Raw genomic sequence first — 14966 nt, forward strand, 5'->3', positions numbered from 1 at the left:
TCTGGGTCGGTGACTTCAAGCGATTCGTCTGGAGGATGGGATGGCGACGGTGTTTCCCGAACGTGTGGACGATCCCCAGGATCTCGGGCTCGACGCTGGCCGTCTCGATCGCTGTCGGATCCGATTGGCCGCTTGGATGGCCGGGGACGATCCTCCCCTGCCCGCCGTCGCGCTGATGGTCGGTCGTGGCGATCGCGTGCTCGAGCCCTGGTACCTCGGCCGGCAAACACCCGCCCCCGACGCCGAGCCGCTCAAGACCGACGCCCTCTTCGCGGTCGCGTCGATCACCAAGCCGATCGTCGTTCTCGCGGCGCTCCAGCTTCTCGAGGAAGGCCTCTTCACCCTGCGACACCGGATCGTCGACGTTCTCCCCGAGCTGGCGGTGGACAAAGAGCGCATCGAGCTGGTTCACCTGATGACACACACCTCCGGCCTGCCCGATCATCTGCCCGACAATATCGAACTCCGCAAGGCCCACGCGACGCTCGACCAGTTCTCGCGGGGCGCCCGCGATGTCGAACTCCTGTTCGAGCCAGGCAAGGGCTTCAGCTACCAGAGCCTCGGAACGCTCTTGCTCGGGCGAATCGTCGAACGTGTTGCGGGAAGACCACTTCCCGAGGTGCTCCGTGAGAGGATCTTCGCCCCCCTCGGCATGACCGACTCCCATCTCGGCATCGGGGCGGCGCTCGACGAGCGCGTCGTGGGGTTGATCACGGGAAGGGGCCCCGAGGACAAGAGTTGGGACATGAACTCCGCCTTCTGGCGGCGACTCGGCGCCCCCTGGGGAGGGCTCTACTCGACCCCGCCGGACCTCGCGCGGCTGGCGTGGTCGATGCTACCGCGGTCGTCGGTCGACATCCTCGCGCCTCGCACCCGAGCGATGATGACCACTAACCAGATCGAACCGATGGCGACGCTTCCGCTCGACGTCGTTCGCAAGGAGCGTTGGGGACTCGGCTGGCAACTCAACGCGCCCAATGCGACCTTCGGGCCACTGTGCGATCTCTTGGGAGAGAGTCTCTTTGGGCACATAGGGGCTTCGGGAACGGTGATGTGGGTCGATCCGGAGACGGAACTCTATCTGGTCGTGCTCACGAGCTGCTACCGGCAAGCCGCACCGCGCCGGCTCACCGCGATCTCCAACATGATCGCCGCGGCGTTTGAGTAGTGTTCCGTCTACCTCTGTAGGTCAGGCTCTTATCCCCCTCTCCCCGTGGGAGAGCGAGCCTCTTGTTCCCCTCTCCCTGTGGGAGAGTGAGCCTCTTGTTCCCCTCTTCCCGTGGGAGAGCGAGCCTCTTGTTCCCCTCTTCCCGTGGGAGAGCGAGCCTCTTGTTCCCCTCTCCCCGTGGGAGAGCGAGCCTCTTGTTCCCCTCTCCCTGTGGGAGAGTGAGCCTCTTGTTCCCCTCTTCCCGTGGGAGAGCGAGCCTCTTGTTCCCCTCTCCCTGTGGGAGAGGGGTTAGGGGTGAGGGGGTTCGTCTTCGAGGGTGAGGGGGTTCGTCTTAGTCTCAACAAGCCCCTCTTGATTTTCCGAGTCGGTATCTCCCTCACCCGTCTCGCTTCGCTCGCCGACCTCTCCCCAAGGAGAGGTAGGAAATGATGCCTGACAACTTGACGTAGGCACACCAGTCGCCACTTGCCAGCGATGCGATGGGACTACTTGGAAACGAGTTCAAAGTTCGCATCACTCGTGCCGTCGGCGGGGACCTCGAAGACGAGTTGAGTCTCGGCGTTGTAGCGAGGGGGAACCTTCTCCTCGGCCAAGACGTTCATCCCCATTTCCGTCTCCTCCGAGCGGTAGGTGCTGATGCGCACGCGATGCTTGCCGATCACGGCGCCATTTGAGCCCCCGACGACCTTCAGCGTGAAGCGGCCCTCCATGTCGGTCCGGCCGTAGGAGCCACGCCCTGGATGGGGGTTGCTTCCCGTCGCGATCGGCTCGAAACTCAAGCGAGCGTCAGGAAGGGGTTGGCCGTCGAGCGTGACGATTCCCGCAACGCGCGCCGTGTTGTCCTCGCCACCACCGCAGCCGGTGGCCACCATCATTCCCAGGACCAACGTTACGCGAAGGCCCGTCGTCACCATCCCACGCATTCGATCCACCCCAGATACCACCATCACGTTTCCAAGCCGTTCACCACGTGCAAGATTCTTCGGCACCGCGATCACGGAACGGCCACCCCGGGCCCTTCCGCGCCGGCAACGGTCGCGAGCGCCATGTAGAGATCCGAATCGATGTTCGTGCCGATGAAACTTGCCCGACCATCGCAAAGGAGTACGTGCATGCCGCCGTTGTGCAAACTTCCCAAGGCGCGGTTGCAGCGGCAGTGCGTTCCGTCGATCACCACGCACTCGGCATGATCGGGATAGCCCCGCAGATGCGACTGCGGCATCGCGGTTCCCAAACCGAGGAAAGAAACACTCGCCCCCCAGAAGGCCTTCGACCGCTCGTTGGTCGTCGTGTGATACTCCGCCACGGCGAAGGTCTTACTCGTCCCGTCGGTGACGCTGCGAAGACTTTCCGTCGTCGAGTTGCCAACACCTACGACATGAAGAAGACCACGAACGTTCGGGGCGGCCGATCCGTTGTCGACATGAAGCGGATAGTCCCAGAACGGACCGCATCCCCCGGTGCTCCTTCCGGCGACCCCCTTGTAAGAACCAGGAGCGATCGGGTCATACGCGCCCTGGGCGGGATCGATGTGCCCGATCGTGGAGGCGTCAGTAGGACAGCGCATCACCGAGAGCGATCGCGCCAAGACGAGTTCGTTTCTGTTGTGGGAGTTGAGTAGGTCGTGGTTGTACTCGTTGTAGAGCGCCTCTTGATCCAAGTAGGGAAGCATCGCGACTCCCCAACCGGCGTAGCTGTTCGCGGAGGTCGTTGACGTGTAGATGTTGCCGGGCGGAAAGCAGTTGTGGGCGTCGTGATAGTTGTGCAGAGCGACTCCCATCTGCTTGAGGTTGCTCTGACACTGTGCTCGTCGGGCCGCCTCACGGGCCTGTTGCACGGCCGGGAGCAAGAGAGCCACCAAAATGCCGATGATCGCGATGACGACCAGAAGTTCCACCAGCGTGAAGCCCCGCGGGCGTCGACTCCGAGTCGAGACGTACGTTGTCATGCTAGGATTCCTTTCGGCTGCGCCGACTCGCTCCATTCGCGCGACTCGGCGATCGTTCCCCTCGTTGCGGCGGATGTCGAGGTCGCTTTCGACCTACGGCAACGCCATTCCCGGGCCCTCGCTTCCGGCAATCGTCGCCAACGCCAGATAGAGAGCCGAATCGATGTTCGAACTAATGAACTCGACTCGCCCATCACAGAGAAGCACGTGCATGCCCCCGAGGTGAAGACTTCCCAGGGCACGATTACAGCGGCAATGGCTCCCGTCAATGACCCGACACTCGGCATTGTCCGCCAGGGCACGCAGATGGGTCTGTGGCATCGCCGTCCCGAGAGCGTAGAACCTCTTGCTGACTCCCCAGAAGGCCTTCACGTTGGGATTGGTCGTCGTGTGATACTCCGCGATCGCGAACGACTTGCTCGTCCCGTCACTGACGCTACGGATGCTCTCGGTGGTCGAGTTGCCCACCCCGACGACGTGCAGAAGACCGCGAAGCTCCGGTCTTGAATTCCCATTGTCCACCGTCACCGGGTTGTCCCAAAAGGGACCGCACCCACCGCTGCTGATGCCGGCGACGCCCTTGTAGGAACTCGGTGCGACCTCGTTGTAGTCCGCCCCAGGATCGACGAGACCAGTCGTCGTCGCGTCGCTGGGACAGCGCATCACCGATAGAGAACGCTGTAATACCGGTTCGTTCTGGTTGTCGTCGTTGCTCAAGTCGTGGTTGTACTGATTGAAGAGAGCCTCTTGATCGAGGTAGGGAAGCAACGCGATCCCCCATCCCCCATAACTCGACGTGGAACTCGGACTGGTATAGATCGTTCCCGGCGGGAACGCATCGTGGGCATCGTGGTAGTTGTGTAGAGCCGTCCCCATCTGCTTGAGGTTGCTCTGGCATTGAGCCCGCCGGGCCGCTTCGCGCGCCTGCTGCACGGCCGGCAGCAAAAGCGCCACGAGGATCCCGATGATGGCGATCACCACGAGAAGCTCCACTAGCGTGAATCCGCTCGCCTGACGACGTACCTTCCCCCGGCTCGTCGGCATAGGACTCCCCTTCGTTGATTCACCTCACGACACAAGGGCCCCAACAGCGACCTTGACGCGAAGTGTCGGTAGACTCAGCGAAATGATTGGGTGGAAGTGCCCCGCCCACCCGGACCAACTGATGATCCACGAAGGCGCAGCCAATGTCCAGATCGGAGTTGGCGAACCGCCAGGATTGGGCTCGACGAATCAGCGACGCGAAGATCGGCCGACGAGAGGAACGCGATGGTCGACCCGATGGGGAAATGCGCGAGAGAAGTCAGTCGCCCGTGCGAGCGAAGGCGTTGACCGTGACCGAACTCCCCTCGCCCATCAGTCGGGCGATGCGCTGACGGTGATAAGCGAGCCGTTCCTCGGAGTTCATGCTCCCGAAGTTGGGCGAGTCCCCATTGGCCGACACTCCGTTGGAGGCTCCATTCGGCGCCGTGGAGGACGATGACGTCGTGACCCGAGGGGATGAAGACGGAGAGGAAGGAGAGGCGGGACGACCGCCGGGCGTGAGGCCGGGGATGCTCGTGGTGGTTCCATTGCCCGCGTAGGACATGACGCCGGTCCGCAGCATCATGTCTTCCTCAAGCGAGCGATGAGGCGGAATGCCGAGTTGCTGCAGGACGCCGTGATAGCCACGCACCGCTTCCTCGGCGCTGATCTGCCCATCGGCGATGAGACGGAGAAAGTGAATGAACGCGAGGGGCTGTTCGGAAGCATTGATCTTCCGGCCATAGAGGGCGGCCTTGGCCCCGTACTTCTTCGCCTCGGCGAGCATCTTGAACGCGTCGTAGGTCGTCCCCGCCGAACCGCCGAGAATTCCGACGACAAGGCTCGGGTCGTACGCGACGAGTTCCTCCATCGACTCGGGACCGTGGTAGACGATCTTTAGGAAGACCGGGCGTCCCTTCTTCGTCACGCCCGCCAACGTCCGGACGATCATATCATTGATGAAGGGGGGAATCTCCTCGGGCGAGAGCCCGCAATCGACGTTGGGATCGAAGACCTCAAGGAAATGTCGAAATCCCTTGCGCTCGGCTTCATGACGAAACTCGCGATAGGTCTCGAGGGTCTTGAGGTCGCGCTCGAGGTGGTTGGTGAAGGTGACGCTGTAGAGCCCGAGATCCGACCCGCGCGAGCGTTCCGAGTCGGGACAGTCGATACGCCCGGCCATGATGTGATCGAGGGACGCGGACCGGAAGGGGGCCGCGGGCTCGGTGACGTAGCGTCCACCGCGCACGGCGAAGACATCGGACGCGTCGTTGCCGCGTGCGGCCGGGGTCACCGGGCTATGGTCGAAGAGGCGTTCCTCGATCGTCAAGATCTCGTTGTTGCTCGCCGACATCAGGACGATGTCGACGAGACCCTGGCGGATGACCTGACGGATGATGTCGCGATACTCGACGATGTTCCGCGGCCGGGTCGCGCCGACGTTCTTCCCCGGGGAGGAGATGCCGAACGCCATGTCGGCGTCCTTCGCATCGGCGAGGATGAACTCGCCACACTGCGGATTCGCCGCGATGGCCGCCAACTTGCGATCGAGTGACTTTTGCATGATTCCCATCTAAGAACGCGTGTGGTGGCTTCTTACGTCCCCCTTGTCCAAGGGGGGGGACGACAGGGGGTCTCTTCTTCCGTGGCAGCGAGAGTCTCGCCCCTGCGGAGGAGGAAGCCCCCACGCTGACTCCCCCTTGTCCACAAGGGGGAGCAGTGTCTTATCAGGCAATGGCCTGACCTACGGGTCCGTCTAGGCCTAGATGTCTGGCTCTAGTGTCCCCTCTCCCCGTGGGAGAGTGAGCCTCTTGTTCCCCTCTCCCCGTGGGAGAGCGAGCCTCTTGTTCCCCTCTCCCCGTGGGAGCGAGCCTCTTGTTCCCCTCTCCCCGTGTGAGCGAGCCTCTTGTTCCCCTCTCCCCGTGGGAGAGCGAGCCTCTTGTTCCCCTCTCCCCGTGGGAGAGCGAGCCTCTTGTTCCCCTCTCCCCGTGGGAGAGCGAGCCTCTTGTTCCCCTCTCCCCGTGGGAGAGCGAGCCTCTTGTTCCCCTCTCCCCGTGGGAGAGCGAGCCTCTTGTTCCCCTCTCCCCGTGGGAGAGGGGTTAGGGGTGAGGGGGCTTTTCTTCGCGAATCACCCTCGACATTCCGAACCGAAATCCCCTCACCCGGCTCACTGCGTTCGCCGACTTCTCCCCAAGGAGAGGTCAGGACCCCCTGACACTTAGAGCCAGACGAACCGCTTCACCGCGGGACTATCCCGCTCGCAAAACGTCGTTGATCGTCCCACGGAGGACTTGGGCCGACTTTTGGATCGCCATCATCTCCTTGGGCCACAGATCGAGCTGGATCTGGTCGATCGCTCCGGCTCGGCCAACCACCGTCGGCACCGAGAGACAGACGTCGCGGATGCCATACTTGCCGTGTTGTAGCGTCGAGACCGGCAGGACCGCCCGCCGATCAAGAGCGATCGACTCGACGACATCGCGAATGCTGACGCCGACCGCGAATCCCGCCCCGCCCTTGAGCTTGATGACCTCCGCCCCGGAGCCTTTCGTCTTGGTGAACATCTCGTTCTGAAAGCTCGCGTTGACGCCGGGCCAACGATCCATCGGCAGCGACGCGATCGTCGCGCTCGACCAGATCGGCACCATGCTGTCGCCATGCTCTCCGAGGATGAGCGCCGAGACCTGCGTCGGGGCGACGTTCAGCCGAGCCGCGAGCAGGCTGCGGAAGCGGGTGGTGTCGAGCACCGTGCCGAGCCCGATGACCCGCTGCCAGGGAAGGGACAGCTCCTTGGTCGCCAGGTAGGTCAGGACGTCGACCGGGTTGCTTACCACGACGACGGTGGCATCCGGTTTGTGCCCCGCCTTCTTCACGTCGCCGATGATCGTCTTAAAGAGCGCGACGTTGCGGTTGATCAAGTCGAGACGGCTCTCATCGGGCTTTCGGCGCGAGCCCGCGGTGATGATGATGAAGTCGCTGTCGGCGACGTCGGCATACGTCCCGGCGTAGAAGTGCTGGTCGTACGCGAGCGAGGCTCCATGCTGCAAATCGAGGGCTTGGCCGCGGGCGCCGTCGGCGTTCGCGTCCAGAAGCGCCACGTCACGGATGATTCCCGTCGCCTGCAGGGCGAATGCGGTGCAGCTCCCGACCAGTCCGCCGCCGCCAATGATGCTTGCTTTCATAGTTCCCGTCTTCCGTCAAACGTCGCTGTTGTGTCGATGCGTCCCGTTGTCCGAAGGGGCGCTTTCTGTCCCCCCTTGTCCAAGGGGGGATTAAGGGGGGTCTCTTCTCCCAGATCAGAGTGAATCTTTGGGTGGCCCAGGTTGCTCGTCAACCTGGGCGTGCGAAGCACACAAGAGGCCTCTGAGGAAACTTCCGATCAGCCCAAGCTCGACCACGCCTCCAAAGGGCTCTTGTGGCTACGCCACCCCGATTGGCAAGCAATCGGGGCCACCCGGACACCACGCCCTCAAGCCAGCGCCACTTGCTCCACTAGTAGCTCCCGTTGGCTCCGACCGCTCCGGCGGGGAGGTTGCCGAGAACCTTCATCACCTGCTCGGTGATCAGTTTCACCAGGGCCTCGGGATCGGATGGGACACTCGGGGCGGTCGTCGCGGGCGAGCCGAGATCGACCTCCGGCAGTTTCCGTTCGGCCCGCGGAGAGGTCCCCGAGCAGCTACACGCCTCGGGGGGCGGGAAGGCCTTGTTGTCCGGAGCGAACTCGGTGTACCCCTCGCGGAAGATGCTGTTGCCGCAAAGGTCGCAGTCGTCCATCTCGAGCCGAGGATCGTGGATGCCGAGCCGCTTCTTCAAGGCGAGCAACTCGCCAACTTGCCGCTCGCCGAGGTAGTTGATCGTGCCGAGCTGCCGGGCCAGGATCAGCATCCGGCAGTAGGCGTCGATGATCTCGGTGTTGAAGTAGGCGGTCATCAAGTCCTTGTGCCACGCGACCGTGCCGTGGTTGGCGAGGATCGCCGTGTTGGAGTCGTGGACGTAGGGGACGACCGTCTCGGCGAAGTCCTGGGTGCCGGGCGTTTCGTATTTGACCAAGGGCACCTCGCCGAGGAAGACCTCGACCTCCGGCAGGATGCACTTCGGCACCGGTTCATGCACGATCGCGAACGCGGTCGCGTGCGGCGGGTGGCAGTGGACCACGCCGTTGACCTCGTCGCTAGTGCGGTAGATCGACAAGTGGAGTTTGATCTCGCTGGTCCGCTTCTTCTCCCCGGCGACTTGATTGCCCTGGCCGTCGACGATGCAGAGATCCTCCGGCTTCATGAAGCCCTTGGAGACGCCCGTCGGGGTGCAGAGGAAGCGATCCTCGTCGATGCGAACGCTGATGTTGCCATCGTTGGCCGCCGCGAAGCCCTTCTGGTAGAGCCGCCGACCAACCTCGATGATCTGCTGTCTCGCCTGCCATTCATTGATCATGATGTTACTCGTTCTCCTTCGACTTATTGTTGTGCCAACAGCCGGTCGACTTCGTCGTCGTCGAGATCGATTCGCTCGATCAAGCACGCCGCGTAGGCATCGACCGGTTTGTAGTTCGGGTAGTACGGGAAGGCGGCCTCGCCCCCCTCGGAGACGGCGATCACGTCGCCGCGCTGACTGCCAAGTTCGTCGATCACGACGAGCTGGTCGGCCTTGGGTTCTTCCTTCTCGGCGAGGGCGGCCAGATTCAGCGGCGTGGCCAACACCCATCGCTTCCCCTTGAGCGACGGATGGGTCTTCGAGAACGAGACCTTGCCAACGACTTCCATCAGCCTCACGAGCGGGCCTCCTCGCGGTCGTCTTCCAGACCGATCGTGGTGTAACGGACCGGCGTCTGTTTGGTCCCCATCATGTCGCGGGCCGCGCGGCCATCGTTGGTGATGATCGCGACGCCCCCCGCGCTGGCCCCGAGCCGATCGACCACGACGACCGGATCGCCGTCAGGACCGCCGCGTTGGTTGAGGATCTGCATCACCAAGAGCCGTGCCCCTTCCATCGAGGGGTGCTTGCTCGGGGCAATCGCTTTTCCAATCACGCGGGCTCGAAACATCGTTTCCTCAAATCAACCGCGGGTTGACCCGCCTGGGTGGCCCAGATTGCTCGTCAAGCTGGGCATGCAAGAGACCCTCAGCTTTCCGCGTCAGGCAATGGCCTGACCTACGGTCGAATCGTCCTCCGGGCCTTCCCCAAGTGGTGGATCGAGACCCACGCTACCTGGTCAAATCAACCGAAGACTGTTGACGATCGCCGCTCGGCGACGCCGAGTGAACGTCAGCGGTGTCGTGACTCCTTCGCCGGTCGGCGTCGCGATACTAAACGAGACCACCCCCTCGCCACCGACCCCGATGCCCGCCGGGCTGGGACCGTTGGCGACGAAGACCGTCGCCTCCATCATCCGCGACATCTTGGTAATCGTCGCCAAGTCGCGCGAGTGGATGATCGCGGTGTGGCGGTAGCCGTGTTCGTACTTCTTCGCCAGGGCCATCGCGGTATCGACGCACGGCACGCGGACGAAGGGAACAAAGGGCATCATTTGTTCGTGATCGACAAAGGGGCTGTGCTCGCCGGTCTCGCCGAAGAGAAGCTGTGTCCCGGCGGGGACGTTCACGCCGATCGCTTGAGCGAGGACCGCCGCGTCCTTGCCCACGAAGTCGGGATGAACGACCACCTTGCCGTCGTCGTTGGTCTTGAAGGCGGCCGCTTCGAGCTGGTGGATCTGGGCGTCGGAGAGCCGGTAGCCGCCCGCACCGGTCATCGCGGCGAGCAGGGTCTCGAAGATCTCGTGAACCGCGAAAACCTCCTTTTCGCCGATACAGAGCAGGTTGTTGTCGTAGGAGGCGCCGGCGACGATCGACTGGGCGGCTTGTTCGATGTCGGCCGTCTGATCGACCACGACGGGCGGATTGCCGGGCCCCGCGACGATCGCCCGCTTGGGACTGCGAAGGGCGGCTCGCGCCACCGCCGGTCCGCCGGTCACGACGAGCAAGCGGACATCGCGGTGATCGAAGATCTGCTGGGCCGACTCAATGGTGGGCGGGTCGACGATCGTCACCAAGTTGTCGATGCCGATCTCCGCCCGGATCGCCTCGTTGAAGACCTTCACTCCCTCCTTGGCGATGTTGGCTCCGCGGGGATGGGCGTTGAAGACGACGGTGTTGCCGGCGGCGAGCATGCTGATCGCGTTGCTGGCCAGCGTCGGCAGCGAGTGGGTCGCGGGAGTGATCGCTCCGATGACGCCGAAGGGAGCGTGCTCGTTGAGCGTCAGCCCACTGTCACCAGTGAGGGCGTGCGTCTGGAGGTACTCGACGCCCGGCGTTCGTTCGCCGGCGATGACCAGCTTCTCGATCTTGTGATCGAGTCGCCCGATCCGCGTCTCCTCCATCTCCATCCGGCCGAGCCGTTCGCACCCGCTGATGCAGATCTCGCGGATGTGCTTGATCGCCCGGCGGCGTTCGTCGATCGTGGCGTGCGAGAAGACCTCGAACGCTTCGCGAGCGGCTCCCACCGCGTCGTCGACCGTCGGGAAGATGCCGGCCCCGGAGCGACGAAAGCTCGCCGGAGCGTTCGGCGCCGCGCCGTTGGCGTTGCCGACCGCGAGTTGGGCGACCACCTGCTCGACCACGCCGCGAATCAGTTCTTCGTTGACCGTGACCATGACCCTCGTTCTCTTTCGTGTTTCTCGGTTCGCCCCGGAGAATGCCGCGCCGCCGTTGGCGGCACGACGACTCGTGATGTTGTCTTTCAGCTCCTCACCCGCTGACGAGCAGCCGGTGGCACCCGATGGTCAAGCGGACGTCGAGGAACTGTAGATCTCCTTGCCGTGCGCGGAGACCTCGTTGACCAGCCCAATGATCGCGGCGTCGATCGGCAATTTGGCCGTCTCGTCGGTCATGCGAGCACTCGATCCTTGGACGATCATGACGATCTGTCCTTCGCCGGCGCCCACCAAGTCGACCGCGATAAAGGTCCGCCCCAGCGGCTTGAGCGTCGCTTGCAAAGTGGCGTCGATGCGGAGCGGATCGACGGTCAGCAGCTTCTGCCCGACCATGCTCTCGACCTTGTGGGTCGACACCACGCTTCCGGTGACACGTGCCAGAAACATTCCCTAGTCCTTCGCGGTCAGTCGCTCGTACGACTGCCGGGCGACGATGATCTCTTCATTCGTCGGCACGACCCACACCTCGGTCGCCGACAACTCGGGAGAGAGGCGTCCCTCTCCCTTGAATGACTCGTTCGTGGAGGCGTCGAGCACGATGCCGAAGCCGTCAAGCCCGCGGCACACCCGCTCGCGAATCACGCTCGAGTTCTCGCCGATCCCGCCGGTGAAGACGAGGGCGTCGAGACCGCCTAGTCGTACCAGGTAGGAGCCGAGGTAATCCCGAATCGACTCAACGAACACGTCGATCGCGAGCGTGGCCCGCTCGTTGCCGCCCGCGGCCGCCTCCTCGATCTCCCGCAGGTCGTTGCCGACGCCGCTGATCCCGAGCAGGCCGCTCTGGTTGGCCAACACGTCGAGGACCTCCTCGAGCGACTTGTCCGTCCCCTCGAGAATCGCTGGCAACGCGAAGACATCCAAGTCGCCAACGCGGTTGTTGTTGGGGAGCCCCGATTGCGGGCTCATGCCCATCGATGCCCCAACGCTCTTGCCATTCTCGATGGCACAGATCGAACTGCTGCCACCCAGATGACATGAGATGACCCGTTTCGCCTTCCCGCCGGTCAGTTCGGCGATCCGTCCGGCGATGTAGCGGTGGCTGGCGCCGTGAAAGCCCCATCGCTCCACGCCCAGGTCGGTCATCCACTCGTAGGGAATCGCGTAGGTCCGGTTGGCTCGCGGCACCGTTTGGTGAAAACCGGTCTCGAACGCCGCCACGAGCGGCAGCTCGGGGTAAGCCGACTTCAGTTGCCGCATCGCCTTGACGTAGGGCGGGTTGTGAGCCGGCGCCACCTTGGCGAAGGCCTCCATCGCCTCGAGCACCTTCTCGTCGACGAGCTGCACGCCCGAGACACCCTTCGCGTGCACCGACTTGAAGCCGATTGCCGCGATCTCGCCCGCTTCCTTGAGACAACCCGTCTCGGGGTCGGTCAATTGCCCGAAGCAGGCCGAGAGAGCCTCCCCATGATCGGGGACCGGAGCGACCTTCTCGGTCGTCTCCCCATCCCGGATGACGTACGAGCGTGAGTTCTCGGCCCCGATCCGCTCGACGCCACCACGGGCCAGGAGCGTCTCTTCCGGCATCGCGTAGAGGCGATACTTGAAGCTTGTCGAACCGATATTGGAGACCAGGATCTTCATCGTCTCGTCTCTTATCCCACGTTCTTCGTCTCATGTGTCAGGCAATGGCCTGACCTACGCCTCTGCTGACGGGTGCCACTGGCTGCTTGCCAGCCAGTGCCGTCGTCCACCAGGCAGCGGTCCCGAGCTTATTTCACGAACAGCCCGATGATCGCCGGCTCGGGCCGAGGGATGATGTGGGCACTGACCAGCTCGCCCGACTGGCTCGCCGTCTGGGCACCCGCGTCGACCGCGGCACGAACCGAACCGACATCGCCCTTGATCAGCGTGGTGACGAAGCCGCCACCGATGCTGACTTGCTCGAGGACCTCGATGTCGGCCGCTTTGCACATGGCGTCGGTCGCCACCAAGTGACAGACCAAGCCCTTTGTTTCGATCAAACCAATCGCCTCTCCGGCTCCCGCCATCGTTCTTCTCCGTCGCTAGATTCGCTTGTTTCGTAACCAATCCGTCTTGTTCGTTAGCCCGTCACGCTGCTGGTCGTGCTCGCCGGGGAAAGCCCGGGCAGGACCTTGGCCAGGTCCTCGTGCGGACGCGGAATGACCTGCACGCTGACGACTTCACCGACCTTGCTGGCCGCCGCGGCACCGGCATCGGTCGCCGCCTTGACCGCCGCGACATCGCCGACGACGAACAGCTCGACGAGGGCCGAACCGACCTTCTGCCAGCCGAGAAGCTCGACATTGGCGGCCTTGAGCATCGCGTCGCCCGCTTCGATCAGCGAGACGAGCCCCTTGGTTTCGATCATGCCGAGGGCCTGGATTGGCCGACTTTGCTTTGCCATCTAAGATTGCTCCCTTTCGCTCTACTTCATGGACCCATTCGCGGGCCCCACCATCGGAACCCCGTGACTCTTCGCGCCAACCACCTAGCAGCCTGCTTGGTCAGTTCGCTTCATGAAAACTCGTTCCCCACTCGTGCGGGAGCGTGCCGAATCAGAGGCGTGCCCCGCATGCCCACGGCGAGCGTGCCCCGCATGCCCACGGCGAGCGTACCCCGCATGCCCACGGCGAGCGTGGGCATCGCACCCAAGCGATCCTTGGACGACGAATGAACCAATCTGGACACTAGGGCTTGACCAATTCCACCAGACTCGCGTTGGTCAGGTTGCAGGCGTTCCCCTCGTCGGTGTCGAGGTGGACCTCCAACCGAAACTTCGGACCGTGCCGGACGAGCAAGCCTTCGAGTGTCGTCGGGCAATCACTGTGAATCCGCAGATTCACCCGATCCCCATCCTTGATTCCGTAGTACTCGCAGTCGGCGTCCCCGACATGGACGTGTCGCTCGGCGCGGATCACCCCCGCCTTGAGTTCGAGGATCCCCGCCGGCCCCTGTAGGTAGCAGCCCGGCGTGTCGTGATGATCGCCGCTCTTGCGAACCGGCAAGTCGATCCCCAGCGAGATCCCGTCGGTGAACGACAGCTCGAGCTGGGTGAACTTGCGACACGGTCCGAGAATCCGCACCGGACCGAGGATCCGCTGCCGCGGCCCGATCACGGTCACCGTCTGCTCGGCGGCGAACTCGCCCTCCTGGTACAGCTCCTTGTGAACCGTCAGTTTCGAGCCCGGGCCGTAGAGGACCTCGAGGTCTTCCTGGGTCACGTGGCAGTGCCGCGCGGAGATGTTGACCACCAGCCGGGGCCGGTTGCCCTCCCCCACGCTGGGAGCCACTCGGTCGTAGACCATTTTCCGGACCAGCCGTTCGACCAGTTCCCGATCAATGGCGGGAGTCGCCGCCAAACTCATGACTTCTCTCCCTGTATCCGCGTACCATCGGCCCGATCGACGATGACGACGTCGACCTCCGAACCGATCATGCGTCGTTGTTCCTCGTTGATGCCGTCGTCGACGACAACGCGGTCGACCCCCGACCAATCGCAAAGGTGCGTCAGGGCCTGGCGACCGAACTTAGTGTGGTCGGCAATGACGTCGATCTCGTCGGCACACGCCATCATCGCTCGCTCGGTCTCGACCAGAAGCAGGTTGCTGTTGTAGAGCCCCTTCGCGGTCAACCCGCCGACGCTCATGATGAGCCGATGGGCGTGCAGATCGCGAAGCGACGCTTGCGCCAACTCGCCGAGAGCCACGCCCGTCTTCGGGTAGACGTAACCGCCCAGCAGCACCAGGTCGATCTCCCGCGACGCCGCACAGAGGGTCGCGATCGGCAAGCTGTTGGTGACAATCTGAAGGTGACGCCCCATCAACTGCCGCGCGAGCTCGTATGTCGTCGTCCCGCCGTCGATCAAGACGGTCTCGCCGTCCTGGATGATCTCGGCCATTCGCTGGGCGACGAGCCTCTTCTCGGAAACCTGCGTCAGGGTCCGGTCATCGAACGCGGTCAGCGCCCCGGCCGCCTCTCCCGCCGCGATCGCCCCGCCGTGGGTACGGCGAAGAATCCCAGCCTCGTGCAGGTGCTCGAGGTCCCTTCGGACGGTCGACTCCGAGACGCCGATCAACTGAACGAGTTCCGGAAGCGGAACAAAGCCTCGTTCGCTGACGATCTCTGACAGTTTTTGGCGTCTTTCTTCCGCCAGCATGGCC

General features: G+C 63.5%; 16 protein-coding genes. 1 reads left to right on the forward strand and 15 read right to left on the reverse strand.

Going from position 1 to position 14966, the window contains the following annotated elements:
* Positions 1–40: 40 nt before the first annotated feature.
* Entirely contained in the window at positions 41–1168 is a 1128-nt protein-coding gene (locus tag Pan216_RS21725) for a serine hydrolase domain-containing protein (protein ID WP_145261322.1), read from the forward strand.
* A gap of 485 nt (positions 1169–1653) precedes the next feature.
* On the opposite strand, the gene Pan216_RS21730 is transcribed toward Pan216_RS21725, so the two are convergent.
* The 15 genes from Pan216_RS21730 to Pan216_RS21800 all read right to left on the reverse strand — a co-directional run bounded on the left by Pan216_RS21730 (position 1654) and on the right by Pan216_RS21800 (position 14962).
* Positions 1654–2082 carry a DUF4198 domain-containing protein gene (locus tag Pan216_RS21730; RefSeq protein WP_145261324.1) on the reverse strand — a complete coding sequence of 143 codons (429 nt, stop codon included), beginning with the start codon at positions 2080–2082 and terminating at the stop codon, positions 1654–1656.
* A gap of 80 nt (positions 2083–2162) precedes the next feature.
* Positions 2163–3116, reverse strand: coding sequence for a DUF1559 domain-containing protein (locus Pan216_RS21735; protein ID WP_419192831.1), 954 nt, complete (start codon positions 3114–3116; stop codon positions 2163–2165).
* A 93-nt stretch (positions 3117–3209) separates the two neighbouring features.
* Complete coding sequence (locus Pan216_RS21740; RefSeq protein WP_145261328.1) at positions 3210–4160, reverse strand: DUF1559 family PulG-like putative transporter; 951 nt, start codon at positions 4158–4160, stop codon at positions 3210–3212.
* Between the two features lie 259 nt (positions 4161–4419).
* Positions 4420–5703: a hypothetical protein gene (locus Pan216_RS21745; protein WP_145261330.1), complete on the reverse strand. Its 1284-nt coding sequence runs from the start codon at positions 5701–5703 to the stop codon at positions 4420–4422.
* Between the two features lie 685 nt (positions 5704–6388).
* Entirely contained in the window at positions 6389–7321 is a 933-nt protein-coding gene (locus Pan216_RS21750; RefSeq protein ID WP_145261332.1) for a lactate/malate dehydrogenase family protein, read from the reverse strand.
* A gap of 310 nt (positions 7322–7631) precedes the next feature.
* Complete coding sequence (locus tag Pan216_RS21755; RefSeq protein ID WP_145261334.1) at positions 7632–8570, reverse strand: class II aldolase/adducin family protein; 939 nt, start codon at positions 8568–8570, stop codon at positions 7632–7634.
* Positions 8571–8593: 23 nt separating this feature from the next.
* Positions 8594–8899 carry a EutN/CcmL family microcompartment protein gene (locus tag Pan216_RS21760; RefSeq protein WP_419193693.1) on the reverse strand — a complete coding sequence of 102 codons (306 nt, stop codon included), beginning with the start codon at positions 8897–8899 and terminating at the stop codon, positions 8594–8596.
* A 5-nt stretch (positions 8900–8904) separates the two neighbouring features.
* Entirely contained in the window at positions 8905–9180 is a 276-nt protein-coding gene (locus tag Pan216_RS21765; RefSeq protein WP_145261337.1) for a EutN/CcmL family microcompartment protein, read from the reverse strand.
* Positions 9181–9348: 168 nt separating this feature from the next.
* Positions 9349–10785 (reverse strand): aldehyde dehydrogenase family protein, encoded by a 1437-nt coding sequence (locus Pan216_RS21770; protein ID WP_145261339.1) that lies wholly within the window; start codon positions 10783–10785, stop codon positions 9349–9351.
* 129 nt (positions 10786–10914) lie between these two features.
* Complete coding sequence (locus Pan216_RS21775; RefSeq protein WP_145261341.1) at positions 10915–11232, reverse strand: EutN/CcmL family microcompartment protein; 318 nt, start codon at positions 11230–11232, stop codon at positions 10915–10917.
* Between the two features lie 3 nt (positions 11233–11235).
* Complete coding sequence (locus Pan216_RS21780; RefSeq protein WP_145261343.1) at positions 11236–12426, reverse strand: acetate/propionate family kinase; 1191 nt, start codon at positions 12424–12426, stop codon at positions 11236–11238.
* Positions 12427–12554: 128 nt separating this feature from the next.
* Entirely contained in the window at positions 12555–12833 is a 279-nt protein-coding gene (locus tag Pan216_RS21785) for a BMC domain-containing protein (RefSeq protein WP_145261344.1), read from the reverse strand.
* Between the two features lie 53 nt (positions 12834–12886).
* A complete protein-coding gene (locus Pan216_RS21790; RefSeq protein WP_145261346.1) occupies positions 12887–13210 on the reverse strand; it encodes a BMC domain-containing protein in 324 nt (107 codons plus the stop codon).
* A 283-nt stretch (positions 13211–13493) separates the two neighbouring features.
* On the reverse strand, positions 13494–14171 hold the full coding sequence (gene pduL, locus Pan216_RS21795) for a phosphate propanoyltransferase (protein WP_145261348.1): 678 nt from the start codon (positions 14169–14171) through the stop codon (positions 13494–13496).
* On the reverse strand, positions 14168–14962 hold the full coding sequence (locus Pan216_RS21800) for a DeoR/GlpR family DNA-binding transcription regulator (RefSeq protein WP_145261350.1): 795 nt from the start codon (positions 14960–14962) through the stop codon (positions 14168–14170). The genes pduL and Pan216_RS21800 overlap by 4 nt, the downstream gene beginning before the upstream one ends.
* Positions 14963–14966 lie beyond the last annotated feature (4 nt).

It is taken from the genome of Kolteria novifilia (genome assembly GCA_007748055.1).
GTDB classification, from domain to species: domain Bacteria; phylum Planctomycetota; class Planctomycetia; order Kolteriales; family Kolteriaceae; genus Kolteria; species Kolteria novifilia.

Bases quoted from the DNA above. Each gene is read 5' to 3' on its own strand.
- Pan216_RS21725 (WP_145261322.1), top strand. From the start codon at position 41: ATGGCGACGGTGTTTCCCGAACGTGTGGACGATCCCCAGGATCTCGGG.
- Pan216_RS21730 (WP_145261324.1), bottom strand. From the start codon at position 2,082: ATGGTGACGACGGGCCTTCGCGTAACGTTGGTCCTGGGAATGATGGTG.
- Pan216_RS21735 (WP_419192831.1), bottom strand. From the start codon at position 3,116: ATGACAACGTACGTCTCGACTCGGAGTCGACGCCCGCGGGGCTTCACG.
- Pan216_RS21740 (WP_145261328.1), bottom strand. From the start codon at position 4,160: ATGCCGACGAGCCGGGGGAAGGTACGTCGTCAGGCGAGCGGATTCACG.
- Pan216_RS21745 (WP_145261330.1), bottom strand. From the start codon at position 5,703: ATGCAAAAGTCACTCGATCGCAAGTTGGCGGCCATCGCGGCGAATCCG.
- Pan216_RS21750 (WP_145261332.1), bottom strand. From the start codon at position 7,321: ATGAAAGCAAGCATCATTGGCGGCGGCGGACTGGTCGGGAGCTGCACC.
- Pan216_RS21755 (WP_145261334.1), bottom strand. From the start codon at position 8,570: ATGATCAATGAATGGCAGGCGAGACAGCAGATCATCGAGGTTGGTCGG.
- Pan216_RS21760 (WP_419193693.1), bottom strand. From the start codon at position 8,899: ATGGAAGTCGTTGGCAAGGTCTCGTTCTCGAAGACCCATCCGTCGCTC.
- Pan216_RS21765 (WP_145261337.1), bottom strand. From the start codon at position 9,180: ATGTTTCGAGCCCGCGTGATTGGAAAAGCGATTGCCCCGAGCAAGCAC.
- Pan216_RS21770 (WP_145261339.1), bottom strand. From the start codon at position 10,785: ATGGTCACGGTCAACGAAGAACTGATTCGCGGCGTGGTCGAGCAGGTG.
- Pan216_RS21775 (WP_145261341.1), bottom strand. From the start codon at position 11,232: ATGTTTCTGGCACGTGTCACCGGAAGCGTGGTGTCGACCCACAAGGTC.
- Pan216_RS21780 (WP_145261343.1), bottom strand. From the start codon at position 12,426: ATGAAGATCCTGGTCTCCAATATCGGTTCGACAAGCTTCAAGTATCGC.
- Pan216_RS21785 (WP_145261344.1), bottom strand. From the start codon at position 12,833: ATGGCGGGAGCCGGAGAGGCGATTGGTTTGATCGAAACAAAGGGCTTG.
- Pan216_RS21790 (WP_145261346.1), bottom strand. From the start codon at position 13,210: ATGGCAAAGCAAAGTCGGCCAATCCAGGCCCTCGGCATGATCGAAACC.
- pduL (WP_145261348.1), bottom strand. From the start codon at position 14,171: ATGAGTTTGGCGGCGACTCCCGCCATTGATCGGGAACTGGTCGAACGG.
- Pan216_RS21800 (WP_145261350.1), bottom strand. From the start codon at position 14,962: ATGCTGGCGGAAGAAAGACGCCAAAAACTGTCAGAGATCGTCAGCGAA.